This is a genomic window from Gordonia sp. YC-XJ4, from assembly GCF_059511865.1.
This window is the reverse complement of sequence record NZ_JCAMPF010000002.1, coordinates 130531-154787: the sequence shown is the minus strand read 5'-3', so window position 1 is coordinate 154787 and position 24257 is coordinate 130531. Positions and strand designations below refer to the sequence as shown.

At 64.4% G+C, this 24257-nt stretch carries 30 protein-coding genes and 1 CRISPR repeat array; of the genes, 17 read left to right on the top strand and 13 right to left on the bottom strand.

The annotated features are described in order from the left end of the window. Positions 1-130: 130 nt before the first annotated feature. The 7 genes from AC5ZH6_RS28570 (at position 131) to AC5ZH6_RS28540 (ending at position 4503) form a co-directional block, all read left to right on the top strand. Positions 131-1090 (top strand): hypothetical protein, encoded by a 960-nt coding sequence (locus AC5ZH6_RS28570; RefSeq protein ID WP_496169358.1) that lies wholly within the window; start codon positions 131-133, stop codon positions 1088-1090. Between the two features lie 146 nt (positions 1091-1236). After that, on the top strand, positions 1237-1710 hold the full coding sequence (locus tag AC5ZH6_RS28565; protein ID WP_496169357.1) for a hypothetical protein: 474 nt from the start codon (positions 1237-1239) through the stop codon (positions 1708-1710). A 16-nt stretch (positions 1711-1726) separates the two neighbouring features. Then, on the top strand, positions 1727-2281 hold the full coding sequence (locus tag AC5ZH6_RS28560) for a hypothetical protein (RefSeq protein ID WP_496169355.1): 555 nt from the start codon (positions 1727-1729) through the stop codon (positions 2279-2281). 107 nt (positions 2282-2388) lie between these two features. Continuing rightward, the gene (locus tag AC5ZH6_RS28555; RefSeq protein WP_496169354.1) at positions 2389-2727 is read left to right on the top strand and encodes a hypothetical protein; all 339 of its coding nucleotides are present in this window, start codon (positions 2389-2391) and stop codon (positions 2725-2727) included. Then, positions 2724-3146, top strand: a complete 423-nt coding sequence (locus AC5ZH6_RS28550) for a hypothetical protein (RefSeq protein ID WP_496169353.1) — start codon at positions 2724-2726, stop codon at positions 3144-3146. Before AC5ZH6_RS28555 ends, AC5ZH6_RS28550 begins: the two co-directional genes overlap by 4 nt. Then, the gene (locus tag AC5ZH6_RS28545; RefSeq protein WP_496169352.1) at positions 3143-3415 is read left to right on the top strand and encodes a hypothetical protein; all 273 of its coding nucleotides are present in this window, start codon (positions 3143-3145) and stop codon (positions 3413-3415) included. Before AC5ZH6_RS28550 ends, AC5ZH6_RS28545 begins: the two co-directional genes overlap by 4 nt. A 557-nt stretch (positions 3416-3972) precedes the next feature. Continuing rightward, complete coding sequence (locus tag AC5ZH6_RS28540) at positions 3973-4503, top strand: amidase domain-containing protein (RefSeq protein ID WP_496169350.1); 531 nt, start codon at positions 3973-3975, stop codon at positions 4501-4503. A 346-nt stretch (positions 4504-4849) separates the two neighbouring features. Here AC5ZH6_RS28540 and AC5ZH6_RS28535 read toward each other — a convergent pair whose 3' ends face one another. The 9 genes from AC5ZH6_RS28535 to AC5ZH6_RS28495 form a co-directional block, all read right to left on the bottom strand. Continuing rightward, the gene (locus tag AC5ZH6_RS28535; protein ID WP_496169348.1) at positions 4850-5692 is read right to left on the bottom strand and encodes a MinD/ParA family ATP-binding protein; all 843 of its coding nucleotides are present in this window, start codon (positions 5690-5692) and stop codon (positions 4850-4852) included. Between the two features lie 364 nt (positions 5693-6056). Beyond that, positions 6057-6344: a hypothetical protein gene (locus AC5ZH6_RS28530; RefSeq protein WP_496169347.1), complete on the bottom strand. Its 288-nt coding sequence runs from the start codon at positions 6342-6344 to the stop codon at positions 6057-6059. 66 nt (positions 6345-6410) lie between these two features. Then, positions 6411-6878: an ATP-binding protein gene (locus tag AC5ZH6_RS28525; protein WP_496169345.1), complete on the bottom strand. Its 468-nt coding sequence runs from the start codon at positions 6876-6878 to the stop codon at positions 6411-6413. A gap of 297 nt (positions 6879-7175) precedes the next feature. Next, positions 7176-8360 (bottom strand): hypothetical protein, encoded by a 1185-nt coding sequence (locus AC5ZH6_RS28520; RefSeq protein ID WP_496169343.1) that lies wholly within the window; start codon positions 8358-8360, stop codon positions 7176-7178. A gap of 648 nt (positions 8361-9008) precedes the next feature. Beyond that, complete coding sequence (locus AC5ZH6_RS28515) at positions 9009-9704, bottom strand: hypothetical protein (RefSeq protein ID WP_496169342.1); 696 nt, start codon at positions 9702-9704, stop codon at positions 9009-9011. A 49-nt stretch (positions 9705-9753) separates the two neighbouring features. Then, the gene (locus tag AC5ZH6_RS28510; RefSeq protein WP_496169341.1) at positions 9754-9993 is read right to left on the bottom strand and encodes a hypothetical protein; all 240 of its coding nucleotides are present in this window, start codon (positions 9991-9993) and stop codon (positions 9754-9756) included. Further along, a complete protein-coding gene (locus AC5ZH6_RS28505; RefSeq protein ID WP_496169340.1) occupies positions 9993-10376 on the bottom strand; it encodes a hypothetical protein in 384 nt (127 codons plus the stop codon). Before AC5ZH6_RS28505 ends, AC5ZH6_RS28510 begins: the two co-directional genes overlap by 1 nt. A 117-nt stretch (positions 10377-10493) precedes the next feature. Next, positions 10494-10766: a hypothetical protein gene (locus AC5ZH6_RS28500; RefSeq protein WP_496169339.1), complete on the bottom strand. Its 273-nt coding sequence runs from the start codon at positions 10764-10766 to the stop codon at positions 10494-10496. A 276-nt stretch (positions 10767-11042) separates the two neighbouring features. Then, on the bottom strand, positions 11043-11303 hold the full coding sequence (locus tag AC5ZH6_RS28495; RefSeq protein ID WP_496169337.1) for a hypothetical protein: 261 nt from the start codon (positions 11301-11303) through the stop codon (positions 11043-11045). 64 nt (positions 11304-11367) lie between these two features. Between AC5ZH6_RS28495 and AC5ZH6_RS28490 the strand changes: the two genes are divergently transcribed. Then, positions 11368-11622, top strand: a complete 255-nt coding sequence (locus AC5ZH6_RS28490) for a hypothetical protein (RefSeq protein WP_496169336.1) — start codon at positions 11368-11370, stop codon at positions 11620-11622. Here the strand turns inward: AC5ZH6_RS28490 and AC5ZH6_RS28485 are convergent. Further along, the gene (locus tag AC5ZH6_RS28485; RefSeq protein WP_496169335.1) at positions 11612-12553 is read right to left on the bottom strand and encodes a ParA family protein; all 942 of its coding nucleotides are present in this window, start codon (positions 12551-12553) and stop codon (positions 11612-11614) included. The two genes, AC5ZH6_RS28490 and AC5ZH6_RS28485, sit on opposite strands and share 11 nt — an antisense overlap. A 2511-nt stretch (positions 12554-15064) precedes the next feature. Between AC5ZH6_RS28485 and AC5ZH6_RS28480 the strand changes: the two genes are divergently transcribed. The 7 genes from AC5ZH6_RS28480 to AC5ZH6_RS28450 all read left to right on the top strand — a co-directional run bounded on the left by AC5ZH6_RS28480 (position 15065) and on the right by AC5ZH6_RS28450 (position 19892). Beyond that, positions 15065-15409, top strand: a complete 345-nt coding sequence (locus AC5ZH6_RS28480; RefSeq protein WP_496169334.1) for a hypothetical protein — start codon at positions 15065-15067, stop codon at positions 15407-15409. Then, positions 15406-16164, top strand: a complete 759-nt coding sequence (locus tag AC5ZH6_RS28475; protein ID WP_496169333.1) for a hypothetical protein — start codon at positions 15406-15408, stop codon at positions 16162-16164. The genes AC5ZH6_RS28480 and AC5ZH6_RS28475 overlap by 4 nt, the downstream gene beginning before the upstream one ends. Continuing rightward, on the top strand, positions 16161-17333 hold the full coding sequence (locus AC5ZH6_RS28470) for a site-specific integrase (RefSeq protein WP_496169331.1): 1173 nt from the start codon (positions 16161-16163) through the stop codon (positions 17331-17333). The genes AC5ZH6_RS28475 and AC5ZH6_RS28470 overlap by 4 nt, the downstream gene beginning before the upstream one ends. 233 nt (positions 17334-17566) lie before the next feature. After that, positions 17567-18079, top strand: coding sequence for a hypothetical protein (locus AC5ZH6_RS28465; protein ID WP_496169329.1), 513 nt, complete (start codon positions 17567-17569; stop codon positions 18077-18079). After that, complete coding sequence (locus tag AC5ZH6_RS28460; protein WP_496169327.1) at positions 18076-18483, top strand: hypothetical protein; 408 nt, start codon at positions 18076-18078, stop codon at positions 18481-18483. Before AC5ZH6_RS28465 ends, AC5ZH6_RS28460 begins: the two co-directional genes overlap by 4 nt. A 28-nt stretch (positions 18484-18511) precedes the next feature. Further along, positions 18512-19087: a hypothetical protein gene (locus AC5ZH6_RS28455; RefSeq protein ID WP_496169326.1), complete on the top strand. Its 576-nt coding sequence runs from the start codon at positions 18512-18514 to the stop codon at positions 19085-19087. Positions 19088-19190: 103 nt separating this feature from the next. Then, on the top strand, positions 19191-19892 hold the full coding sequence (locus AC5ZH6_RS28450; RefSeq protein WP_496169324.1) for a hypothetical protein: 702 nt from the start codon (positions 19191-19193) through the stop codon (positions 19890-19892). Between the two features lie 301 nt (positions 19893-20193). After that, a CRISPR array of direct repeats spans positions 20194-20602; the repeat unit is 36 nt; unit sequence GTCGCAACGCCAGCGTGAGGGCGTCGTACTCACGAC. An 84-nt stretch (positions 20603-20686) separates the two neighbouring features. Here the strand turns inward: AC5ZH6_RS28450 and AC5ZH6_RS28445 are convergent. The 3 genes from AC5ZH6_RS28445 to AC5ZH6_RS28435 all read right to left on the bottom strand — a co-directional run bounded on the left by AC5ZH6_RS28445 (position 20687) and on the right by AC5ZH6_RS28435 (position 22307). After that, positions 20687-21190, bottom strand: coding sequence for a TIGR04338 family metallohydrolase (locus AC5ZH6_RS28445; protein ID WP_496169323.1), 504 nt, complete (start codon positions 21188-21190; stop codon positions 20687-20689). Further along, positions 21187-22002 carry a DUF2786 domain-containing protein gene (locus tag AC5ZH6_RS28440; protein WP_496169668.1) on the bottom strand — a complete coding sequence of 272 codons (816 nt, stop codon included), beginning with the start codon at positions 22000-22002 and terminating at the stop codon, positions 21187-21189. Before AC5ZH6_RS28440 ends, AC5ZH6_RS28445 begins: the two co-directional genes overlap by 4 nt. Before the next feature lie 92 nt (positions 22003-22094). Further along, positions 22095-22307, bottom strand: coding sequence for a hypothetical protein (locus AC5ZH6_RS28435; protein ID WP_496169667.1), 213 nt, complete (start codon positions 22305-22307; stop codon positions 22095-22097). Between the two features lie 165 nt (positions 22308-22472). Between AC5ZH6_RS28435 and AC5ZH6_RS28430 the strand changes: the two genes are divergently transcribed. Next, entirely contained in the window at positions 22473-23513 is a 1041-nt protein-coding gene (locus AC5ZH6_RS28430) for a site-specific integrase (protein ID WP_496169665.1), read from the top strand. A 138-nt stretch (positions 23514-23651) separates the two neighbouring features. Then, on the top strand, positions 23652-24257 hold the full coding sequence (locus AC5ZH6_RS28425; RefSeq protein WP_496169664.1) for a hypothetical protein: 606 nt from the start codon (positions 23652-23654) through the stop codon (positions 24255-24257).

Below are 24257 nucleotides of genomic sequence, written 5' to 3'. Positions count from 1 at the left end.
ATAACCGATGCTCGACGAACAGGTACTGGTCATGCAGCCACTCACCCCCACTCTTCTCGCTGAGAACCCATCCCCGTCGTCCTCGGCATCGGACATCGGGCAGATGTTCATCTCGACCGCAGGTTGGGTCATGGTCGCCACAGGCGTCGCCTTTCTCATCTTGGCGGGGCTGCGTGCAGGTCTCGCGGCAACCAACCGTGAGCCCGTCGCCCCGAAGGCGATCCCGGCGGCCTCAGCTGGACTCTGCATCATCGCCGTAGGCGCGACCTCACACTTCGTTCTGCCCCTGGTGGTTTCCTCCTCGTCGGACGACCCGCATCCCACGCCGCCGGTGTCGACACCCACCACTGCGACCCCGCCAGCACCGTCGCACAGTGCGCCGAGCATCACTCCTTCCCCACATCCGTCGCCCGACGCCGGCCATCACTTCGACACCGGCCAAGTGTTGACGTGGGTTGGCATTGCCGCTGCCGTGTTACTTCTGTTGGCGCTCACAGTGCTCGGGGTATCGCAGCTACGTCGATCGCGTGAGCGCCGCACCGCGAAGGCAGCCGCAATCGTCGCGCAGTGGAGCAAGGCTGACGAGGTACTGAGTGAAGTCGACTCCGCATACACGGCCTTCCACACTGACCTGGCCGACCGCATCTTCTCTCGCCCGCTCCTCGACGACACTGACGAGCCGCTGACCGCGGCATTCATCAATGCCCTCAACGAAGCTCACGCCTGCGCATTCGACACACACCCGCGTGACTGGGGCTTAGCGGCGCGGGCGTTGAGTACCGCGCAGGCAGCCCAAGCCGCGTGGGCGAAGGCCAGCACGCATGCCCGCCAGATAGGACTCGGCAGCGACCCCGCACAGCGGAGGAAGCTCACCACGGCTCGTCGGCTCCTCGACCAAGCACTAGACCCTGGAATCGCCGAGGAGTACCGCACAACGCTGATGGACCGCATTACAACCCTGATCGCCGAAGCTGGGTCGAAGTCCGTCCCGCCAGTTCGCTCGCTGATCGACGAGGCGGTCCAGCGTAGCCTCAGCCGTCGCACTCCTCGCCAACTCGAGGCCGCCAAAGACACACCCCCGTTGGGGTGACCCGGGACCACTTCGACGTTCGACGCCAGGTTGTACCGACTACAACCATCCGACCGCTTCGGATCTTGTTGCTGCCGCACCGCCGGAAACCCGCTTGATTCGATGGACCCCATCGAAGCCCGACCGACGCAGCCCGAGGAGCACCAATGGAACTCGAATTCGATCGTGAGCAGTTTCTACTCAACGCGACCGACACCTCGTGGGCCGACCCCGAAGACTGCCCGCCCCTCGACCCCCACGCCGCTCGCCTCAGCGACAATGACCAGACGACCCTGTGCGGTGCGATCGGCGACATCCTCGGCGCCGCCTACGCACCCCAGCCGTACACGGTGACCGGACTCCCCTCTGACGCACACGACGTGTGGACAACCGTCGGCGTGTACCCAGTCTACGCCGACGACGCCACGATGGAAGGCTTCAGCGCCATCCTCTGGGTGAACTGGAAAACCGGCCAGACACCCCACCACATCAAGATCCAGACCGTGCCCGAATACCTCGACACCCCCGCAGGCGACGACTACCTCTCCCAGCTCGCCGCCACACTGGACAACCTCATCGCAGACCTCAACGACGAACTCCGCTCAGCCCAAACCGCCTGGGCCACCGTCCTCGCCGCCTAACCATGGAGCGCCACCCATGAGATCCGACCTCCCTTGCACAGTCGCCATCGTCGTCGGCGCAACGGTCATCCCCCATATCGTGTTCGCCGACTCCATCGACGCCTACCAGTTCGTGCACGCCCAAGCCCGCGCCGGCCAAACCGCCGGCGCAACCCGCCTGGCCGCCACCATCACCCGCCACGACGGGCGCACCCTCGCCGACATCGACGTCACCAGCTACGACCTCTGCGGCGCGACCCGCAAAGCCCTCGCCGACAGCGACGACGCCGGCGGATTGACCTACGCGCGAGTCGACGGCATCGACGCCGTGATCTACGCGCACCGATCATCTGACGATCCCGATGCCCTCGCGATCGGCGTCGACGCCGACGAAGACCAACGAATTCTGTTCTGCGTCAACGACGGCGACCTCGTCGACACCACCGTCGGGTACAACACCGGCCGCCTCGACCTCAACGAACCGTACGCACCGACCATGACCGTCTCGGCGACAATCGCAGCATCCAGCCCGCACGAAACCGAACGCATTCTGACCGCCGCTGCCTGCGCACACCCCATCCACTTCCACTAACAGGTCTGGGCGATCGGAACAGGGGCATTGTCACGGCACCCGACTCCCGGAAATGCGGTTCCTACGCTGGACTTCACGAATATCGGCCCGCCAGCGAGGGAGAACCCATGACCGTCCACGCACGCCGATCAGCCCACGCCATCGTCGACCGCATCGACCGCCAGATCACCCGACATCACCTCTGCTGGAACGTTCCGCCCGACAGCGACCGATGGGTGCGGTGCGCCGCGATCGACGCGGTGATGGCCGAACTCGTCACCCGCCACGCACCGGGACTGTCCCTCGAAGAATTCGGCGCCGAGGATCCGGACCAGTTCGACCGGCTTCACACCCTGGTCGAGAACGCTCTGATCACCCAAGAGCGCTCCGCCACAACGGCGGCGACCACAGCTCGACGCCCCGGCCGGCGGCGAGGTCGCTGGCCCGGCGGGCGGCCCGCCGCATGAGAACCGCCGAGATCGACACCCCCTTGGCCGATCAGCTCGCAAGCATCGTCACCGTCCTGTCCGCGCGCCGGTTCACCCAGCCCGGCGGGCTCGCCGTCCGACGTGAAGTAGGGCAGGCGCTGCGGGCCGCACGTCACTGCGTCCGCAGTGACGTCTCGCTCACCAACAGGACGGTAGCCCCGTACCTCGTCGACGACCGCTTTGCCATCACCACCACCACCAGCACCACGCCAGCTGCCGTCGCCGACCACGTCAGCAGACTGGCAGCCAACGACAGCATCGTCGCCGTCGTTGTCGGCGCCACCCAGCCCGCAATGCGGGTGACGGGCCCGCATCGCTGTCCGATCACAACTGTCTGGCTGGACGTGGTTCCCGACAACGCCTTCGTCGACCTCTTCGAAAAGGTCTGGAGCTCATGATCACTGACATCCTGAAGATCGCCGGAACGGTGTGCGGTCTCCTCATGGTGGGCATTCTCATCACCGTCATCGTCTCCACCCGCAACAAGAACCGGCGGCGCGCAGCCAGCCGGCCACGGCCCAGCCCCCCGCCACGCCCGTGCGGGTGCGGCGCACCACCCGGCATGCCCCACATCCTGGTGTCCCCGACCTCGGCGCACCCACCGATCAAATGCCCCGGGCAGCGGCGTAGCGGCTACACATGGCAGCCCGATCTCTCACCGCGATAGCGCACAAACAAACTCTCGAAAGACAAAGACCCCCCGGCTGCAACCGGGGGGTCCTATCTGTGCACCTGTGCCGAAGACGCGGCGCATCCAGGGTTGTTGTCAGCACACCCGCTAGGGGTTATGCGCACCCGCAAAAGAACGGGCGATCCAGCCAGGCCGGATGCCCATGGATGGTACTCGTCCTCGGTTCTGACGCAAGCCCGAACGGGCAAAACGACAGCGGCGAGTTGCGCAGTGCGTTCCAGTTTCCTCTTCCATCGGTTGGAACTTCAGGCAATAATGGCAAGACCCGAGCGGACGACCGCACTACCTCGGCCCAAACGACTGCAATCGGATGGGACCCAACCAGGTTTTCGGCCACCACACGGGATGTTGTCAGCACGGACCCGCTGGGCAGTACGTATTCCGTTACTGCCCAGCGTGGTTCGCGACCCCAGGAGAACACTGTTATGCGCAATTCTCACCTGCGAGGCCTTGTGGTTGCCCTCGGCCTACTCCTACTAGGCCTGCTGGGCACACAGTCACCCGCAAAGGCTGACGCTGACCCCATCACGCGGATGGAGATCGTCGACTTCGCCAAGGACATGTGGAACGTCCCACTGTCGGAACTCGGGCTGCCAAGCGTGGTGGGCCTTCCGAGTGAAGAGTGCACCTACTTCGCCTCATCAGCGTGGTGGGCTGGCGGCATTCCGAGGTCATCGGATTGGACTTCAAACAGCACTGATTCGTCGAAGCTCGCGTCCGACTTGATGAACCCGGGCCCGACAAAGGCCGCCGCCAGTGCCGATCAGTTCGTTCGGTATGCCGAGGCCAGCGGGCTGGCGTCGGTGACACCCATCCAGTGGAGCGACAACACCGCGGCTGGTGCCGAACTCGGAGACGTCATCGCCTACGACTGGGATGGTGCCGCGGACGGCGTCATGGATCACCTCGCCGTCGTCACTGGTTTCGCTGAAGGCGGCTACCCGTTGGTCACCCAGCACTCCCCGTCGAGGCTGGATCGTGGCTGGTCGTGGGATCCGGGCGGCAACAACTGGATTGAGTACACGCACCCCGGGTCTCTCGCATATCTGGTTCATCTGAAGTAGCTCAGACCCAATCCGCGTTCGGGCTCACTGACGAGACCTATCGCGTCGGTCCGCGCCCACCGCCCCAAGTCGTCTGCCACAGGGCGGTGGGCGTGGGCAAGTCCTCGGGCGTCTACCGGCCGCGCTGCCGGTAGACGCCCGTTTACTCCTCGTCGGGCACGGACTTGCGCCAGACGACCAGGAGCACGATCACGCCGATACTCGCAGCCGCCAGCGGCACCGGCCACAGAACCCCGAACGCGATGGCCACGACGAACATCAAAACAGCGAAAATGGTGCACATCCCAATGATTTGGGGTGCGCGTCGAACCACACGGGTCACCGGATCGGTGCTACCGGACATGGGTTACCGCCCCGCCCGGTCGTCGTTGATTCGGGTCAGCGCGCGAACGATCTCTGCCGTCACCGTCAGGTAGGAGGACTCCGTCTTGCGGGCCATCGTCGACAGATCCACCTTCATTCCGTCCTGGAGCAGCGGATCGAACGGGATGACGTGAACCGAACGCACTCCGATGTTGATGAACCTGCGTTCGACCTCTTTGTCCTTCAGCGCACTGGTCCGATTGATGTGCGAGATAACGACGATCGCGTTCGCCAGCAGGTCCTCGAAGTGGTCGGCCTCGGCCGGATACTTCGCAGCCAGGTACTTGAGCCGGTTCGCGACGGTAACTCCGCCGGCAACACCGTCCCGACCGGCCAGTGGGATGACGAGAACGTCAGCTGTCCGAAGCACCTCGTCCTTGAGTTCGCCGGTGACCCCGGCATCGCAGTCGACGAGAACCAGATTGTAGGTGTCGTGTGCGGTGAGGATTCGGATCACTTCGCGGTAGTCGGAGCCGGTCAGTAGATCTTCGTCGGCGATCGAGTTCCCACTTGTCAGCAACTCCAGCCCCGTCCGCCCTTGCGACGTGTGCTGGCGGGCATCTGTCCACTTCCGGATCGTGCCGCGATTGTTGAGGAACGTTCGGATCGTGGATTCGTTGTCGACCGGGAGACGCTGCGTTAGACCTCCGACCGCGTCCGCGGCGTCGAGCGCGATGATCCGATCGCGGCGATGCGTGGCCAACTGTTGACCGGTGGCCGCTGCGACCGTGGTTTTCGCGCTGCCGCCGTCGTGGTTGAGGAAGGCGATGACCATCGGGCGGCTGAGGGTCTTCTTGACCTGCGCCAATGCCTGCTCCGCTGGCATCGATTGGTCTCCGCCGAGGCGTTGCGACATGCGCCGCCACCATCCGGAAGCTCCTCTGTCTGGATCCTTCACCATCCGTGAATCGGCGCGCATGTTGTAGGCGCCGGCTCGGTCGGCCCTGGGGTCCGGTTTCGGTGCGTTCTGGGGCGGCCTTACCGGGGTGGGGTCGATGTCGGGCAGCGTCACCACGAGTTGCGTGGTGCGCGGCGCTGGCGGCATCTGCGGGACGGGCGGTTTCGCTGCCGCTGGTGGCGGGACGGCGGCTGGTGGTGTCACTACAGGCGCTGTAGAGGCCTGAGGGGGCGCCGGCTGCGGTGAGGGCTCCACGGCAGGACGGAGCTGGCTGACCGGAGGTGCTGGCTGATCACTCGCGGCGGGCTGCGGCGCAGGACTCGCCGGGGCCCGAAACTGCGGTGGCGCGGGCGACGGTGGTGCGGGCGCCAATGCGGTCGGCTCCGGCGTGGCCGGTGCCGGCTCGGGTGCGACGGTGTTCGGCGGCGCCGCCGTAGGTTCTGCCCTGGGCAACCACTGGGGGAACCCACGAGTGGTGGGCTGCTGCGTCGACGGCTCGAACTCTGCCGGCGCCGGGTCGGCGTCGCCGGGCGCCGACGAATGACGGCGCTGCATCGCCTCGCTGTCCGTCATCTGCCACGGATTGCTCATCCTGCGTTCTCCATTCGCGCTAGGGCTTCTCAGACCAGTGTGACTACCCGGTTTCTCAGCCGGCCGCCCGTCGGCTGTCGGTGAGGCTGGTACGCCACGTGCGGTGTTCTCCGCCGGTCCGGCGGTCGGTCCATCCGGTCGTGGCGAGATGGGTGAACTGAGTGAGTCGAGACACCGTTTGCGCTCCCATCCAGTCGGTGAGCTGAGCCCAATCAGCACGGTTTGTGGTGCCGATCAACATGATTGGTTCCCGCGACGAGATCAGTTCGTCGGCGATCATCTTCCACGAAGCCATCACCTGGTCGGCGGGACGTGCGACGGTACCGATGTCGTCGACCAACAGGCAGTGGCGGTGGCGCAGCACGCTCTGAACGTGTTGCGTCAACTCCCACGGCGCCACAGACGGATCCAGCAGTTCGCTTTCGGTGACCGCCCACACGCCGGCTGGTGCGGCCTGCGCCACCCGGCGTGCGATACCGATCGCCGCGTGCGTCTTGCCGATACCGGTGGGCCCGGTGAACATGATCCCTTCCCGGCCGGCGGTCTGAGTTGCGCAGCGGTGTAGGTGATTTCGAACAGCTGTCGCGGCCAGCGATTCCCATCGAGTGGTGGTGGCCGTCATCGAGAGCAATGCGTGGTCATACCCGCCTGCACCGTCGAACCTGTGGAGACGGGCCTCCACCATCTCGAGTGCCTGTTGGGTCCGATCTTGATGCACATCCGTCGGAGTGCAGCAGTCCATGCAGAGAACGTCACGCACGGGTGTCTGGCGTCGCTTGACTGGTGATCCGCACTGGGAGCATTTGACTGTGATCATTGCTCATACCTCCGGGACGGCCGCGGCGTAGGCGCCTGCCGCCGCATCGTTCGTGGTAGCTACTCGGTTCGCTGACCGACCTTGCGACAGCGGGGTTGTCATCAGCACCAGACCTCGCCGTACCTTCGCCAGGTCAGGGAACTCGTTGTCCCCCTTGACGAGAAACCCAATGTGCTGGTTGTTCGTTTGGCACAGCCACATAACGAATTCCTTGAGGGTGTGCTCTTCGATAGGGCCTGAACCGTCAGCGCCGCGGATGCAGTCGGCAACGTGCGCCAGCGAGACTTTCGAGGTGGTGATCGACGTCGCCCCGGTCCGGCGGGCGTAGTGGTACCGCCAGCCCTCCACGATGTGATTGGCGATTCGGCTCTCCTGGGCAGTCAGGGTGTCCGCGGAACTCGTGTCCGACACGTAGTCACCGTGGATCTTCTCGAAGGTGGTGCGGGCGGGCACTCCGTTGACGGTCTTGAACCAGTGCGGGCGTGAGGCCATCCCCCATCCCACAAGCCGGACGACCTTCGCGGCGTCCCATTGGTGTTTCGTCAGGATGTCGAGTGCCGACCGTCGGGCCACGCTGGTTCGCTGGTCGGGAGCGCGGCCTTTCCGGTGTGCCACCTCGGCGAAGATGCCGGAGACCACGACGTCGATCAGATGCGCGGCGTCTGAACGAGTTTCGGTTGCCCGGTACTCGGCGAGGATTTGGGTCCACACGCTGGTCCGGCTGCGTTGATTGGTGCCGCGGCCGGCTCGCCCTCGTGGCGGGCTGATGGGGTCCGTCAACTCCCGCCACACCGACGTCGGGCATTGCGGATTCAGCGCCCACCGAAGGACCTGAGCAGCATTCGTGGAACCTGACGCCGCGACGATGCTGCGAGCCCACGACTCAGGGTCGCCGGAGATCAGACGCGGGTGGTCTGCGGAGACGAACTCGATGAGCTCCGCCGCGTCGTCGGTGTGGCGGAGATGTTCGTCGTCGGCGGCACCTGACCCGTCTTGGTCTGCGGGCCGGTGCGGACCGTCGTCTGTGGGCAGGTTGGCCATATGGGCTGCGATCCGGTCGGCGATGGCATCGAGGAGTCGAGTGTCGTTGAGGAGGTGCTCGGCAATCGCCGACGCGATCGCTGTGGCTTGGTCCGGCGCGTCGAGGCCGCCGCATGGGCAGGCTGACGGAGGTTCGGTGGATGTCATTGGCCAGTCCTCCGGATGAGAGGCGTAGAGGCCGCCATCCTGCCCGTGACGGCTATGGGGGCCTGAGGTGAGGGTGATCGGCTGGAGATGGGCTGTGGTGATCGTGGAGCAGCTGTGAGAGCTTTCGCTTCGTCTGTCCCGAACTCGGGGGTTTGCGCTGGGCGCAAACCGGGGTTCGGAGCGTAGCGACGAAGCCGCGTTGGTTTTCCCCCCACACCCCCCTTTCCCCACGAAACGTAAGTACGGGTTCTAGTTGTGTTCTTCGCGCGCGCCTGCGCGCCCGCGAGGAAAGCTATGGCACACCCTGTGCCACATCCGCTGTGACCTGCGGTGATTCCGATGGCACACCCTGTGCCACACCCTGTGCCAACACTGTCTCTGAATACCCCCCGGGGTATGGCACACCCTGTGCCAGAGGCCGGAAATGCGCAGTATGCTGCTCTGCAACCCGTGCAGGCGATTCTCACGTTGTTTGCAGGCCCGCAGATGCCCGGTTTCTCATCGATCCTGCAATTTCCTAAGTCCGGAACTGTCTGTGACCAGGTCGTTCTCACATGGCGGCATGGTCTGATCAACGATTGCAATGCGGAGTGAGAACCTACAGCCGTCGATGCGTGGGCAGGCGGCGAGCAAATCTGCTGGCGTGCGTCAGTCACCGAGTTCTCCCCCTCCCTCGACGCGACGCCGTTTCTGCGTCCGGATGGGGGTGACCCGTCCGGCCCATGGCTGGCGTTGAAAGGCTGATTGGAGGGGATCGACCAAGTGGCCAGCTACCACTGTCCACTGCCGGGCGTCGAGTGCCTGATAGGCGAGTTCGCTGTCCGGCATCGCCGCCAGCGAGTCCAGCATCATCGGATGAGGTTCGGTCCCCGAGTCGCCGAGCATGTGATGCGCCGGCGGCAGCACAGCTCCCCCGGTGATCTCACTCCACAGCGGAGCAGCGGCCTGCCAGGTGTTCGACGACTTGGGTTGTGGCATGTCAACGAGGTTGAGTCGCAGGAATTCTGAACCAATCACGCACCTTAGAAGCGGCTGCGTGAGGGAACGCTGTAGGTCGTACAACCCTGATCTCAGGTAGGACGGCTGGTCGAAAGCGTTGCGGCGAAGATAGCCGCGGATCACCAGGTGCCAGCCGTCAGCCACGATGAGCCCCGCCCGCTCAAGGTCGCCAACCAGACGATCGATCGTGTCGTTGTTGCTGCCCGGAAACGTCGACCACTCCTGCTTGCGGTACACGTATCCGAGCGCGCTTGTCGCCGGATCGGTGGTCATCAGTGTGTAAAGCATCCCCGCCTCGAGGGATACACCCGCAGCAAGCATGTCCGCCCCGAACGACTTCGACATTCGTGTGAACAGGCCACGACTGCGCGGGCGCCGTGCATAGCCAGGACGCTCAGTCATGATCGATCACCGACCAGCAGTCGGGGGTTCCGGCGACCAGGTCGGACTCCACGAGTTCAGCCAGAGCGTCCTCACATGTCATCGTTTCCCCGAGTGCACCGAACCGAGTCACACGAAACTCCGGGTGCAAAAGCGCCTCAAGGTCGTTGCGGCCGAACGAGGTACGGCGTACCGCGCGTGCACGCACAATCAGGATCGCTGCGGCAAGAGACAGTGGGGCGGCGGTCGCCATCACTCCCCCATCGCCCGTTTCGAGCCAGGGTGAACGATCCCGTACTCCGCGGCGATGGCGTCCACGCCGCGCACATCGAGCCATCGCATCCACGCCGCACGAACGATCCCGGCCGGCCGCACACCCGAATGCTCATGCATCGCGGTCAGCATGTCAGCGGTACCCGGTGATGGGTGAAAGGAAATCCGCCGACCGTCTTCTCGCCGGCCCGGACCGGCGCTGTAGGCATCAATGACCGTCGGATCGGAGGCATATGCGCAGGCAAGGTCGGCGATCGCGTGCTGCACCAGCAAAGTGATCGGCCGACGGGTGCGGTTGATGACGTCGTCGAGCGCATTCCGCGCGCACGACGAAATCAGCACCGCCATAGGCGATGAAGTCATGGATCCTCATGTTCAGTTAACGGCTTCGATAACTCAGAGCATATACATATGCTGAGCCGCTGTCAGCCCTCTGCACACGCGAGTTACAGGGGACCGGACGTAGGGGCGAACCGAAAACTATTCCCGGGAACCGTCGGGTTTGAACCCTCGAGCAGTTGCCGGCAGATACTCCCAGAGCGCTTCGCGGGCACCCTTGGTCGTCAGCTGCGCAATGCCGGCACGGGCGATCATCTGCAGAAAAGCGCCCTCAGAAAGATTGCCGTTGAGGGACTCCCACAGGATGTCGGCCTGATCTTCCATGAACGCGCGCCGCTGGCGCTGAAGCTCCTCAAGAAAGTCCGGCTCAAACGCGAAGGATTTGGTGCGTGTGCGTCCGGGCTTTCCAGCCATCACACATCTCCTGCCTTCGTCGAGATCGCCTCACTTGACCAACGGGGCAGCGACCTTGGGTGGACTCACTGTAGCTGGTGGGCTTCCCGTACCCCGATGTTCAGTGACCGCATGGAATCAACACCGTCCATGGTGCCATTGCTTCACCTGCACCATGGAGACATCGAACAAGGGACACACCTACTGTGGGCGACCAAAACACCAGGTCAAAGCCAACTCAGCCCGCTCCCCGTCCTTGCGTGGACGTGCGGAGCGGGCTGAGCAGTCCGGCTCACATCAGGACGATGAGTCCGCCTGGTTGTCGAAGAAATACCCCAACGCGGCCCTGCACAGCTGAGACCGGTTGTCCGCATCGAGCTTCTTCACCAACCCGTCGAGGGCTCTGAGATTCACGCCGAGCATCCGGAACGGCAGCGTCGAGCGCTCCTCCTCGGGCTGCTGTTCAATTCGAACAAATAATCCGTCGTTGCTTTCCTTGCGCTTGAGCGCCTGGATCAGATCCGGAAGCTGATCCTGAGAAAAGACGATTGCATCCATGAGGGTTGTAGCGATGGTGACGTCTTGGTCTTTGCAATAGGCGCGCGTCTGCGTGCACATCTTTGTGGGCAGTGACAGATTCACCGGAATCTGGGCGTCATCTGCGAAGCTCTCTGATGCTCTCTCGACCTTCCTCCCCCTGCGCGCCGTCGCCGGCCTCGGCGAGCTGTTCGTCGACGTCGCGGGCGCGGGTGACTCGTGGCGGGCCGGCTCGGGTGGCGCCGGGGCGACAGAGGGCTTGCGCGGCGGCGGAGACGGCAAACCTGCCGTCCGCGCCAATCCCGGGACTGCAGTGCGTTCGGTAGCCATCAGGCGTTGACCTCCAGACCGCTCTCCTGAGCGCCTTCTTGCTCCTTGTCGGCGATCCGGCCGAGAATTTCATGGGTGAGAAGGACGTAGTCCTCAGCGAGCGCAGGCGCAGTGCCGGGTACGCGTTGAGGCCTCCGGCCTTCCTTCAGTGCTTTCCAGTACGGTTCGGCGTTGTCGACCGTTTCAGCGAGTTCGTGGACGAGAAGTCCCCGCTTGCGGACCTCGACCGCGGCCAGCGAGCTGTGACGAATGACGGAGTCGAACAACGGCGCCACTCCCCCCAGTGCGGCGGTGATATCTTCACCGGCGCCACGTCGGATTGCTTTTGCGTTGGACTCGACCCCGAAGAGCACCGCGCCGAGCACCTCGATGTCAGGATTGTTTGCTCGCGCCTTGATGATCTGTGCTGCAAGGCTTTCCAGGCCGTCGATGCTGGCGTCGTCCGCCTTGGTGGGGATCAAGATCCACCGGGTAGCGGCGAGTGTGAGGCTCAACAGGTAGGGGCGGGTCGGCGGGGTGTCGATGATGATGAGGTCGTAGTCGTCAGCGATCGGTGCAAGGGAATCGGCAAGCACGCTGCCGTCGCCACCTGCGCGACGTGAGCGTCCGATGAGGATGTCCTCCAATTCCTCGAGCTTCGATCCCCCAGGCAAGATGTCGAGATTTTCCCGGTAGCTCCGCAGCGGCGGCGCCAGCGGCCGACCGTGCAAGAGAGCGTCGAAGATCTCCTGGCCGTCGTCGCCGTCGTTTGAAGTGTCTCGGCGGAACCCGAAGTCGCGGCCCGCGTTGCCTTGCGGATCCATCTCCAGGAAGAGCACACGCCAGCCAGCAGCCGCCGCGAGGCCGGCCAGGTTGCACGCGACCGACGTCTTACCCGCACCTCCCTTGCCGTTTGCGACGGTGACTGTACGCGCGAGTGTGGGCAGGATTGAGGTGAGCACTGCGTCCTCCACTGATGTGAGCGCTAATCGAATGAGTGTGGTGCACCGTATGTCGCTGCGTGTGCACCACAGTGAGGCAATGCTAGCACCGCGGTGTATCGCACTAGCCAAGGCCCACATCGTGTCGCACAACGAAGCCACGCTTAGGTCGATCCGCACGGTGTGGCATAGGACTACTCATGGGACTAGCCGTAGTTTGCGGCTTAGCCTACTGACTACCTGACGCTACAAGTACGGCAATACGAGATGCGGTGGCCAGTGCATTAGGCGAAGACGCAGATCGACTAATAGTGAGCGAGCTGTCGGTAGGGATGTCTGGAGCACTGTCGTAGGTCCGGGGTCCTGAGGTATATGCCGATTCATCGAGAGTGCTGCGTCGAGTCGCGCGTCGCGCCCTAGGTGGTGCGATAGCTCCACAGGTAGGTGCCTTGGTAAGGAGTTGCTTGTGGGGCCACGTAGTCGAAGTGGTGTAACACAAATTGTTCCGGGGGGTAGAACAATCAGTGCGGTAGGCAGCAGTTATGAAAGTAGAACGTGGTTGATAGCTCGACCCGTTGAGAGGCCTAGTTCGTTCAGTGGCGGGGCCATTGGCGTAAACCACAGTTCGAGTCGCAGAGCCCGCAACCATGTAACAACTAAATGATCCGTTAACGCAGACACTAGGCGATCCAGTGGGACGACCAGTAGGCATCGAGTGGGTGCGCACGGTACGCAATGTGACACGGGGTGGCATGTTGCATGTAGCACTGCATGAATCAAAACGATGTGAACTGCAGTTATGTGGTTCTCTGCTCCGTGCGATTGCGATTAGAACCTGAGCGACTACGGACTGCTCCACCTCAGGAAAATGGGACGGCCGCGGCGAGTCACTACGATACGAAATGCAGTGACGAACTGTGCAGGCAGCCATGTGACTATCCTACGGTGGGATTGCCGAAATCGAGACATCGGCGGGTGCCCGAGAGTTGCGATGCGGAAGGGATCACAGGCGGCCTATCGGGATCTGGCGCGTGAGTGCGAATGACCTGTCCCGCGGTTGGTCATCCAAGCCGTCTCTGTCTGTCGATGAGTTGCGCCAGCCAAGGTGCTGCCGGTCCGGTTTCCTGCTGAGTCGTTCGCTACGCTCTCCCCGGCTTGTCCCGGTAGCGCTCGACGAGCCGTGGACGGAAGGGGCTGGTGCGTGTGCAGCTCATAGCGCGGCGCAAGGCAGCACCGCGAACAGTGCGGAGTGGATCTGATGAGCATCGAACAGGAGGACGGGCCCGCCTATCACGTCCAGCTGCCGCTGGCATCGAGCCAAGAATGCACAGCTTGCCATCAGCCTGGGGAGAACCTCGCCGGCCGGCAATGGCGCGGCGACGTCGCCCATGCGAGTCCTTCTCGCCATGAGGCCCCTTATTCAGCCCAAGTCAGCACAGCGATTGTGGGCGTGACCGCGATGCTGGACGCCAGCACGTGCGCGGTTGGTGGAGTCGGACTAAGACCCCGGAGGGCCGCGAACGGGCAATGACCTTGGGGTCCGGGATTTCGGCGCCTCGAGAGCTGGATTGCGCCGAAATGGGCCCTCATTCGATCGCTGAGCGATCGGGGAGTGTTTCGGCGCCCAAGGGGTTAGCGAGGCCTTGAAACAGGCTCAGCGGGCAATCTGGGCAGACTTCTGCATAACCGCAGGTAGAAGGGCGAATCAGTCGAAAGGTGACCCCAGGACGACTCCGCTACGCGGCTCTGCCTGAGGGCGTCGGAGAGGGTCCGGGGACCACGCAACGTGGCACCCGCGAACCGCTGGTTACTCGAGTCGCGGCCCGGCGCTCGAGAGCTCAGATGTGGATGTAGGAGGTTGGCGGCCGCTGGTGGGTGCTTGCGATTGCTCGAGGGGAACGGGCACACGCCAGTCGGGATAAGCCGCGAACGCATCAGTTCCTCTGACGAGTCGGCCTGGGGGAGCTCGCGGCGGTGCCTTGCTGGCGTCCGCGCTCCGCGCACCGCGGAGGAAGGGGATCGCGCTGGCCAGCAGGTTTGTCGCGAATTGTTGTCTCCCGTGACGTCAGTCGTTCCTCCGTCGTCGACGACGATGGGCGGCGGCGCGGCGGCGGCTGTGTAGGTTCTCGTCGTCTTCGTCATCGGCGACCTGGGAGTTCTCACGAAGGTGTCACCGGTTGATTCTCACGGACGTGTCATGACCCTCGGCCTTTGGTGGGCGTGACCAGGGGAAACAGTGATCGGCGACGTCGCGATGACACGTTCGTGAGAAAGGGACATCGAGGCTGAGAACCTACAGGCTGTTGAGATGTGTGGCGGACGGAGGGTGATCGAGCACGGTCGACCACGATTGAACAGTGATAACCATTGAGAATTGTAGTTCCCGAGATTACCGATAGCGCGACCTGCGCAAAGGCCCATCAGCGCTGGTAAACTGTGGTAAATTCCAAGTAGAAGTGTCAGTTTCCAGCCTGGTTGTCAGTTACGTGCGCGTCTCAGCGGGCACCATCGGGACGGAACGGGGCCGACGACATGGAGGCAGCAGTGGAAACCCTCGCATTGACTTGCACATACCCGTTGCGCACGCCATTCCACGAGTTCGACCCGGTGTGCGGCCGGCAGCAGGTGGCGATCTGCACTCTCATGGCCACCGATGAGGGCGCCGATTGGATCGACGGCCACCAAAATGCGGTCACCGAGGCCGCGACCGCGTTCACCGCCGCCGTCCTGGGGGCCGACCTCGACGAGCAGTCGTGGGTGAGCGCGCACTTCGAGGGCTTCACCTTGGCCACACGCGGTCGGGCTGTCCGAGGGTCGATTGCGGTGGCACTACTCGAACTCGACCAAGACTTCAGCAATCAGGAGGCATGGGCGTGAGTACAGACCAGGGGGAACAGACCCGGCCGGAACTGTCACGTGACGATTCAGGGCGAGGATTCCTGATCGAATGGAACGGGGAACAGTTCGACAGCCTGCTGCAGATCAAGCGTGGAAAACCGCAGTACATCACAGCCGACGGCCGCACCCTCAAACGTTGCCGCGTCATCGGAGCGCTAATCCGCCCCAGCACCGATCCGGCCGACCGCTCCGAGGTAGACCAGCCCGAAACCGTCGATCGCCAGGACGGCGGCGGCTCGAGGCAAGAACAGGCGTCCAGCACCGCCACGACCGAGACGCCATCAGTCGGCGACACTCGCCCCGATAGCACGACGCACTGGGCGGCGAGCGGGGGAGCAGCCGCACGGACTCAGGCCGCGCACCACCCAGACGGTTCCGCCACCCATCGCACCCTCGAAGAGGGCCACCACAACCCAATCCCACAAGAATGCGTCACCGAGACCACGCCCGGACAGTGGACGGGAGTCGACGACAAAGGCGACCCCATCGTCGTGTGGAGTGGTGAACCCGCCGTCGACGACATCGATCAAGCAATCGCCTACCAACAGGCAATTCTCGGCAACCTCCAACAGCTACGGAGCATCGCAGTCAGCCGCGCGCGCGATCCCCGCCAGACAGCCATCGGTGGCCGCGTCCGCACCCTCGCGGCCGCCGACGGCGTGCACGACCTCGCCGACGCCACGCCCGAACAACTCGAGGTGTGGCGGCGATACGCCGAGGCGCTCGAGCAGTGACCGACGACCTCGCCCGCAGCCACGACCACGCGCCCGTTTATCGCACCGTCAGCGCCGAGAGCCGCGCACGAATCAACGACGCACTCGACGATGCAATCGCCCCGTCGACCCGGCGTGCGTACATCCGGCACTGGAAGAACTTCGAAAACTACTGCCAGGCATGCGGATACAACCCACTCCCAGCCGACGTTGACGTCGTCTGCGAGTACCTCACCATGCTGGAAACGACCGCGACCCCACAGCGACACCCTGACCGTCAAGGCCTGTCGCCATCCGCCATCAACCAGACACTGGCTGCGATCAAGTTCGTCCACCACAAACTGTTGGCGGTCCCCGAAGCCACCGCCGCCAACCCTGTCCCGATACCGCTGTGGACTCACCCGCAACTCGACACGATGATGCAAGCGATTCGCCGGCGAGCAGCGCGCAACGGTCGGCGACCGTCACCGAAACGGCCACTACTCCTGGACGAGCTCACCACAATCCTTCAGGAAACTGAGGCCACAGCTGACACCTGGAGGCGCCGCCTCTACGCCCGACGCGACTGTGCGGCATTGCTCCTCGGGTGGGCGGGCGGAATGCGCCGATCCGAAGTGGTTGCCCTGCGTGCGTGTGACGTGACCCGCCGATACGGGAAGTGGACTGCGACAGTCAGCCGATCGAAAACCGACCAACTTGGTGTCGGCACCATCAAAGCGCTTCCCGTAGGCCAGCACGTGGTGACATGCGCGCCGTGCGCTGTCGTGCGGTGGATGGAGTGCATCACAGTCTTCGACGCGCAGGGCCGCGTTGGTCTGATCCGGCTGCTGTCCGGTGGGGCGAACCGCGCCGGGCACGTGTGTGATCGGCAGCCCGCGTGGGCAGCGTCCAGTGATCCGCTGTTCCGGCGTATCTCACGGTCGTGCGCGATTGGTGGAGAGGGGATTTCAGACGCCACCATCTACGACATCCTTGAGCGGCGAGTCGCGGCCAGCACCCTCGACATCGACGTGGCGGACATCGGAGCCCACAGCCTACGCGCCGGGTTGGTGACCGAAGCCGTCCTGCAAGGCATCAACGCTCGCGCCATCCAACGCCAAACCGGCCACAAGTCAGTGGAAGCGCTGATGGGGTACGCCCGTGAACACGACGTGTTCGACAACAACGCGGTCACCGACATTGGCCTCTGACCTGCCAACACCTCGGATATGCGAGCGGTCCCTTTCGGTGAGGAGCCTCGGGCGACTGCTGGGCGACCCTGCTGATGTTCCAACGCGCCACCAGCACCGCGGCCGCCACATAACACCTTCCTGCGGAAGCCATCCGTCTCTGCCCGGGCCTTCCCGGAAACCGGTGCGCGATACTGCGTTACACACGCACAGTTGCGATCGGACCAGGACCTGAGGCAGGCGATATGAGTGGCATGAAAATTCGGGCGTACGCCCCAGCTGGCGGGCCGTCCCTCGCCGAGATTGCGCTGTCGAACGCCACCGCACTGTGCAACCGATGGTTGGATCAGCCCACCGGGGAGGTGTGGCGCGAGCAGGCGGCCAACGAAATCCTCGCCGCCATGGACAGCGACCCGGTAAGCGACTTGGGGATCGTCGGCCTGAACGTCAAGAACGGCGAAGCAACCCTCGACGTCGCCAGCTGCGGCCCAGCATCGCAAGCAACACTGCTGGCAGTGGTGGCGGCCATCGGCGACCTACTCCACACCGAGAACCCGCCGAATTACGTTGAGTTCGAAGTCATCCAAGGAACCCACAGCTACATCGCGCACGTGCGGACCGGCGATCGGCCAAGCCCGCACACGCTGCGCCGACAAGCCGAACAACGCATCACCGCAGCTCTCGACGCCCTCGACAACCACGCCGATGATCCCACCGAAGTGATCGCCCGAGCTCGAGCACTCCTCCGCGACCAGGCCGAACAATGACTGCGACGCCCCCCGCCGCGGAGACCGTGTGGGCTGTCCAATTCACCGGAGTGGGTGGTGAGCCCGTCGTACACACCCGCGACCTCCGCGGAGTGCCCTTCGCCGATGACGCCCACGCCGCCGCCCACGCCACCCACCTTCAAGGCCTCGGCCGGCGCGACGCACGCACCGTCTACCAAGCCAACGGCAGCACCGGATGGATGGACCCCACACCGCAGCACCCGCAGGGCCAGCCGCCGGACCGCGCCGCCGACGTCACAGAAGTGGCCTCAGCACTTCACCGACACAGTGGCGGCCGGCTCGCGGTCACCGACGCCCACAGCATCGCCGCGGTCGCATTGCGGATGGCCGCCGCAGTCACCGAGGCCCGCGCCCCCGCCGCCCGATCGCGGCGCAGTACCTAGCCGAAACCCCGCCGGTACCGTTCCCGCCATGACCGATCCGACCGCCAGCGCAGGCACCCACCCCGCAGCACTGGCGGCAGTTGCCGTCGCGAACTCGACGGCGGCGACCGTTCAAGCGATATGCGTTGACGGTGTGCGCCGCCACATGCACGTCCGCACCCACTTCGAGACAGCGCTCCCACATCGCACCCAGCACGCCGGCCGAAGGTTCCGGATTGTGGCCGAGCACGATGATCGCGTGGCCATCGAGTTCACCGACCGGGGGGACCGGATGCTGGCCTACCCGGAGGAGATCACCGCCGACACCTACGGTTATCCCGAAGACGCCCATCTCATTCGAGCGATGTATGCGGAAGCGGCGGAATCACTCAGCCACCGAATCTTCATGCTCGAGTTCACCCGCGAATGGTGGCTCGAGCTGTCCGAGGGCCATGGCGGACCACTCGACACCGCACCACAATCGGTGGTGCTGCTGGGTTCGAGGATGGTGCGCGCCGCCGACGGAGGCCGTGCAGTGCGCCTGTACCGTCGGGCCGCCGACGGAGCACCCGATGTCGGGATGCTACGTTTCGCGGCAAGGGATTTCGTGGACTGCCTGCACTAATCGTCTGCTGCCGCATCCTGATTCGCCAGTGGTGAGGATGGACAGCGACACAGGAACAGTTTCCCGCGTCGCAGAACACGAATCCACAAGAAAGGCCGGCGTGATGACGGCAGCAGCAGACACCGTGGACATGTTTGTGGTGGTGATCGAGCACCGGTACGGCACCAACGTCGGTGTGCACGCCAGCCGAGGTGACGCTGTCACCGAGGTAGCGCAGTTCGCGCGCAACTGGTGGAACGACCAACCACCAGCCAAGCTGAGCCCAGACAGTGGCCGCCCCGAGATCCCCGCCGACGACGGCGCGGTAATCGACGCCTACTTTCACGCCATGGCTGGAGAAGAGTCCTACACCATCACCTCGACTCCACTTGCCAGGGCCACGGTCGACGGCCTCGTGTTCAGCGCGGCCGATGCAGCAGCACCCCCGGCAGCGTCGACCATCGACGCGGTACGAGCCGAATACACCGCACAGAAGGCACGGCAGGATCAAGCCCGGGAACGGGCCCGCTACCTTGCCGTCCTACTCCTCGTGGACGTGCTCGCCCGCCGGTTGCCGGATGTGAAACAACTACTTGTGGAAGGGGACTCGGAGGAGGACTGGTGGAATATCCGCTGGCCGGTCGCGTCGGGAACTCCTGACACGGAAATCAGTCAGATCAACGCGGACATCGGTGCACTGCCGACCGACGTCGGCTACAAGGTATGGGGCCACATCTGCACCCGCGCAAGCGAAGACAGAAACCAGCTGGTCGTCGACGTCGCCGAGCTACAACAATACGCGGCCAACGGTCGGAGATCGGCGTAAGTGACGCCACCCGAGCACATAGCCTGCACGCGAGGCCCGCAACACGGCTAGACCTCGACGTCGCACGCAGCCAGTCGGTCGAGCACCATCCCTGGGACGCCAATTGGAATGAGCAGGCTTCGCGAGCGGACCATGCGAGCGAGCGGGCCTTGGGACCGCTCGACACCCCCGCTGACCAGGCACAAATGTTAGAATATGCTGCCAATCTGACGATCTTTGACAACCAAACACCAACCAGCAACTGCGACCGCTCGCAGTGCAGCACTGAACCGCAGATCACGACCCCCGTCAACAACGAGCGGTCGCAACGCCAGCGTGAGGGCGTCGTACTCACGACCTGGAGCTGTGTGGGCGTGCGCCGTCGGCGCCTCGAGTCGCAACGCCAGCGTGAGGGCGTCGTACTCACGACGGGTGCGATTTGTGGGCGAGTCCGCGGCACCAATTGGGTCGGTCGCAACGCCAGCGTGAGGGCGTCGTACTCACGACCGCACTTTGCGAGGCGCCTGCTGCTCGTCGGCGACCGCCGTCGCAACGCCAGCGTGGGGGCGTCGTACTCACGACTTACCCTCATGGCATGAGCAAACACACCGGATCACCAATGTCGCAACGCCAGCGTGAGGGCGTCGTACTCACGACCGGAGCGCCCCTGTCCCCTGATTCGCCGCGAAACCCTAGTCGCAACGCCAGCGTGAGGGCATCGAACTCACGACAAATTTGTCTTTGCGTTCGGGAGGCGCGGACTCAGTGACGTGACAGTGCCGGTGGCAGGTGTAGTGCAGCCGGTGTGCTGGTTGTTAGGAGAGTCGGACGTCGTTCTGCCACATCAGGGTTCGCAGTAGGAACGCCGCTTCTGGGCCGATCACGTCGTCGACGAGCCATACCAGGGTGGCTGCGAATTCGGGGCCGTGGGCTGCGACGTCTGCGGCGGTGCTGTGCGCGATCAGGTGGTGTGTGATCTCGTGGAGCACGGTCATTTCACGGCAGCCGTGATGGTTGTTGGGGATTGCGATGATGTCGCCGGTTTCGTAATGGGCGGCGCTCTGCCCGCGGCGCTCCCGCACCCGAACAGGGGGGACGGGACCGAACCGGGCAATCAAACTGGGCCGGGTAAGCACCTGGTCGATGTAGCGCTGGACTGATTCGATGGACCCGAACTTCGCTTCGACGGGTACAACGAGCGTGGTGCCGGCGATGGAGACGAGACCGCCGGGGCCCGCCCGATCGATCATGGCGTGCACCAGCAGTTCTGCGTCATAGACCTTGCGGCGCTGGCTGTCGCGCGTGCGTGCGGCTGTCATCGCGGGAGGGCGTGCGCAGCGCCACCGAGTGTCGTCGTCGATCCGCCCAACGATGCACGTTGAGCGGCCGCCGCCCCCGCCTGGTGGGCGTGGTTGCTGTGGGCGGTGGCCCGGCCTCCGCGCCAGGCGCCGCGAGCTGACGAGGTGCGCTTGTAGAAGTCGTCGACAACGAGCGCTTTGTCACGCATCACCAGTTCCGTCGACCTCGATCCGCCGTCGGCGTGGGCAGCGGCATCCAGTTCGGCTTGACGGGCGTCACTCAGTCGTTGGCCGATGCGGGAGGCGTAGGAGCTTTGGAACTGCAAGCGGGCCGTGATTTTCGTCAACGGCTTGCGCTCGACCTCGGTGTAGGTGCCGTACGAGCCACGACGCTTGTGGAGTCGTGTGGCGGTGTGGGTGCGCCATTCGCCTGCGGCGAGGTATGCATCTGAGGCGGTCACCATCTGCACCACCAGTGACACGTACAGTGCTTCGACGACGTCGATGTCATCGGCGAAACCGTAGGCGATCACATACGTCGAGTTGCTCGCTACGTCCACGGAGACGTCGTTGGGTCGGGCGATCGCACTGAACAGTTCCACGTAGGTGCGCAGCCCTTTTCGTCCTGTGTCTCCGATGGTGACCATTCTGGTGACGGGGGTACGGGGTTTGTCGCGGTCCGCGGCCTTGGCGCGGGCGACTTCGAGGCTGATGGAGTTGGCCGTAGCCAGCCGTTGGGCGGCTTCGGTGAAGGTGGCGGCTTCGTTCTCGTTGTCGGTACCTTCGGCCTGCCGCAGCAGGTTACCGATCTTGGTGAGCAGTTTGTCGTCCATGGGTGTGAGTGTCCTCTATGCCTCTGACAAGGTGTGGAAGTGTGGGTTCGGTTGTTGCGCAGCCCAATACAGGTGAGTGGGCGACGCGTCGGTCAGGTCAGTGCGTCGCTGAGGGCGGCGACGTCGATACGAATCCGGTCCAGGCGGTCGGTGAGGCCTTTGAGGAGTCCACGGGCATCGTCGCTCAGATCGCTGTGGCCGGTGATATCGGAGAGCTCGAGTGCGATCTGCTGGGCGACACGGGTGTTCGCGTGAATGTCGTTGACCTGGTCGGTGATCTTCCGGAGTTCTCGCATCATGCTCATCGACGGTTCTCCTCTGGTGAACGTTTCGGCGGTTCGGACTTGAGATGAATCTACGAATCGGCCGAATGGGGTTGCGGCAGTCGGAGGTTCGGCCAGCTCGGACGGTGTGTTTGCTGCCGTGGGATTGCGGGCGCCGCGCCGAAGGTGTGGTCCTAGACTGTGCGTATGGGAGATGTGGGCGCGTTCGACGATCCGCTGATCCCGGCTACCTACCAGTCGGAGTGGGCGCTGTTCGTCGACTGGTGCGCAGCCTTTGAGGTGGAGTCATTGCCGGCGTCGCCGATCACCGTCGCGACGTTCCTGGCCACCGAGAACCCGCACGCATCGCGGCGGGTGTGGCGGCGCCGTGCGTCGGCGATCAACGCCGTGCACCGCGGTGCCGGCTTCACCGCGCCGGGAACGTCGACGGCGGTCCGGCGGCTGCTGTCCACCCGCGTCCGCCACATCACCGCGGCCCGCGAACGCATCCGGGGACTACCGGTCACGGGGTGGCCGGCAGGTTTGTTCGGCCGTCGCGACGCCCTGGTGCTGTGGCTGGTGTGCGTGGTGGGTATTCCCGCCAGTGAGCTCGGGAACCTGCGGTGCGCTGACTTGACGATGCCCACCGTTCAAATGGTGCGTATTGGTGGCGGCCACGAGGTGGAGTACCCGATCGACCCCGACGACCCGTTCGGGTTGCTGCCCACCTGGAAACGGTGGATACGGGTGCGCAACATCATGGCCACCCAGCCCGGTACAACACCACTGGTACGGCCGCTGACCAACGCCAAACCCGTTGACCCACACATCCCGCCGACGTTGACCCCACCACCGGCCGCAGCCCGTCCCGGCTACGCGTTGATACCGGCCCTCGACCAGTGGGGCAACCTGCAGTCGCTGCCCGGACACGACGACGAAGGGCTGTCCGGGCCGGCGGTGACCGCCCTGATCAACGCGCACCTGCACGACCGCCGACCGCGCCGCGGGACAGGGCGCAGCGATCGGTGGCTTCGCCAGGCAATCGAACGCAGCACCCCGGACCCGGAACCCGTTGCCGTCGTGGAGCCGGAAGTGCCAGCGCTGCCTGACCATCACCAGCTGGGTGTGCAGGCCCGCAAACGCGCTCAGGCAGTGTTCGACGGCGTCGACGACACCTTCGCCGACATCGACCGTCGGACCGCGGAAATTCTCGAACGCACAGAACAGATCTTGGCTGGCCTCGAGTAGATTCCGTCGACATCCGACCCGCCCACCCGATAGCCAGGGGCGGGAGCGAGCGACCACGAAAAGCGTGATGCCGCAACGGCTGACACCGGATTCGTATGGTGATGCCAGAACGCACATCGACGAACAAGGAGAACGCACATGGGCGCCTCATCGTGGGAGATCCCCAACGGCCACACCGCAAAACAGGAAGCGCTCGACGACATCCGACGCAACCTCAATCCCGGCTGGGAGATCGTCGACCACAACTTCGGGCCCGGAGACGGACCGAACGCCCACCGCTACGGCGGATTCGGCAACACCCTCTACGTCGCGGTGCGCGACACCGACGGCACGGTGAGTATGCACATCCGACTGTTCTCGGCATTCACCGAACACGGTGCGCGGATGATCGTCGCCAAGGACGTCGACGAAACCATGGGCGTCGGCTGCTACGACGCCGCAGCACGGGTGATGCGGCGACTGACCCCGACCGAACATCCTGAGGCCAACCAGTGGCGCACCGAGGTCACCGCCCGCGCGCAGAAACGCATCGCCAACCGGCGCAAAGCCAAAGCGGCTGTCGGGCACACCATCACACTCGACCGTCCCGTCAACTACGGTCGACGTCTCGGCGAACTCGGCGTCGTCGAGGTTGTCTCAGAATCGAGGTGGCGGGACCCGGCTACCGGGGCCGGGTTGAAGCCGCCCACCGGGTGGCGGGACAGGCTCACCTTCACGATCAACACAGACAAGCCCGCCGCATAA

Excerpts from the sequence above, each read along its gene's own strand:
- AC5ZH6_RS28510 (WP_496169341.1), bottom strand. The coding sequence starts at position 9,993 with ATGGCGACCGCCGCCCCACTGTCTCTTGCCGCAGCGATCCTGATTGTG.
- AC5ZH6_RS28460 (WP_496169327.1), top strand. The coding sequence starts at position 18,076 with ATGACTGCGACGCCCCCCGCCGCGGAGACCGTGTGGGCTGTCCAATTC.
- AC5ZH6_RS28540 (WP_496169350.1), top strand. The coding sequence starts at position 3,973 with ATGGAGATCGTCGACTTCGCCAAGGACATGTGGAACGTCCCACTGTCG.
- AC5ZH6_RS28495 (WP_496169337.1), bottom strand. The coding sequence starts at position 11,303 with ATGGATGCAATCGTCTTTTCTCAGGATCAGCTTCCGGATCTGATCCAG.
- AC5ZH6_RS28535 (WP_496169348.1), bottom strand. The coding sequence starts at position 5,692 with ATGCCAGCGGAGCAGGCATTGGCGCAGGTCAAGAAGACCCTCAGCCGC.
- AC5ZH6_RS28555 (WP_496169354.1), top strand. The coding sequence starts at position 2,389 with ATGACCGTCCACGCACGCCGATCAGCCCACGCCATCGTCGACCGCATC.
- AC5ZH6_RS28505 (WP_496169340.1), bottom strand. The coding sequence starts at position 10,376 with ATGACTTCATCGCCTATGGCGGTGCTGATTTCGTCGTGCGCGCGGAAT.
- AC5ZH6_RS28520 (WP_496169343.1), bottom strand. The coding sequence starts at position 8,360 with ATGACATCCACCGAACCTCCGTCAGCCTGCCCATGCGGCGGCCTCGAC.
- AC5ZH6_RS28480 (WP_496169334.1), top strand. The coding sequence starts at position 15,065 with ATGGAGGCAGCAGTGGAAACCCTCGCATTGACTTGCACATACCCGTTG.
- AC5ZH6_RS28560 (WP_496169355.1), top strand. The coding sequence starts at position 1,727 with ATGAGATCCGACCTCCCTTGCACAGTCGCCATCGTCGTCGGCGCAACG.
- AC5ZH6_RS28500 (WP_496169339.1), bottom strand. The coding sequence starts at position 10,766 with ATGGCTGGAAAGCCCGGACGCACACGCACCAAATCCTTCGCGTTTGAG.
- AC5ZH6_RS28430 (WP_496169665.1), top strand. The coding sequence starts at position 22,473 with ATGGGAGATGTGGGCGCGTTCGACGATCCGCTGATCCCGGCTACCTAC.
- AC5ZH6_RS28565 (WP_496169357.1), top strand. The coding sequence starts at position 1,237 with ATGGAACTCGAATTCGATCGTGAGCAGTTTCTACTCAACGCGACCGAC.
- AC5ZH6_RS28425 (WP_496169664.1), top strand. The coding sequence starts at position 23,652 with ATGGGCGCCTCATCGTGGGAGATCCCCAACGGCCACACCGCAAAACAG.
- AC5ZH6_RS28445 (WP_496169323.1), bottom strand. The coding sequence starts at position 21,190 with ATGACAGCCGCACGCACGCGCGACAGCCAGCGCCGCAAGGTCTATGAC.
- AC5ZH6_RS28450 (WP_496169324.1), top strand. The coding sequence starts at position 19,191 with ATGACGGCAGCAGCAGACACCGTGGACATGTTTGTGGTGGTGATCGAG.
- AC5ZH6_RS28465 (WP_496169329.1), top strand. The coding sequence starts at position 17,567 with ATGAAAATTCGGGCGTACGCCCCAGCTGGCGGGCCGTCCCTCGCCGAG.
- AC5ZH6_RS28525 (WP_496169345.1), bottom strand. The coding sequence starts at position 6,878 with ATGTTCACCGGGCCCACCGGTATCGGCAAGACGCACGCGGCGATCGGT.
- AC5ZH6_RS28435 (WP_496169667.1), bottom strand. The coding sequence starts at position 22,307 with ATGAGCATGATGCGAGAACTCCGGAAGATCACCGACCAGGTCAACGAC.
- AC5ZH6_RS28550 (WP_496169353.1), top strand. The coding sequence starts at position 2,724 with ATGAGAACCGCCGAGATCGACACCCCCTTGGCCGATCAGCTCGCAAGC.
- AC5ZH6_RS28570 (WP_496169358.1), top strand. The coding sequence starts at position 131 with ATGGTCGCCACAGGCGTCGCCTTTCTCATCTTGGCGGGGCTGCGTGCA.
- AC5ZH6_RS28455 (WP_496169326.1), top strand. The coding sequence starts at position 18,512 with ATGACCGATCCGACCGCCAGCGCAGGCACCCACCCCGCAGCACTGGCG.
- AC5ZH6_RS28515 (WP_496169342.1), bottom strand. The coding sequence starts at position 9,704 with ATGTCGAAGTCGTTCGGGGCGGACATGCTTGCTGCGGGTGTATCCCTC.
- AC5ZH6_RS28440 (WP_496169668.1), bottom strand. The coding sequence starts at position 22,002 with ATGGACGACAAACTGCTCACCAAGATCGGTAACCTGCTGCGGCAGGCC.
- AC5ZH6_RS28545 (WP_496169352.1), top strand. The coding sequence starts at position 3,143 with ATGATCACTGACATCCTGAAGATCGCCGGAACGGTGTGCGGTCTCCTC.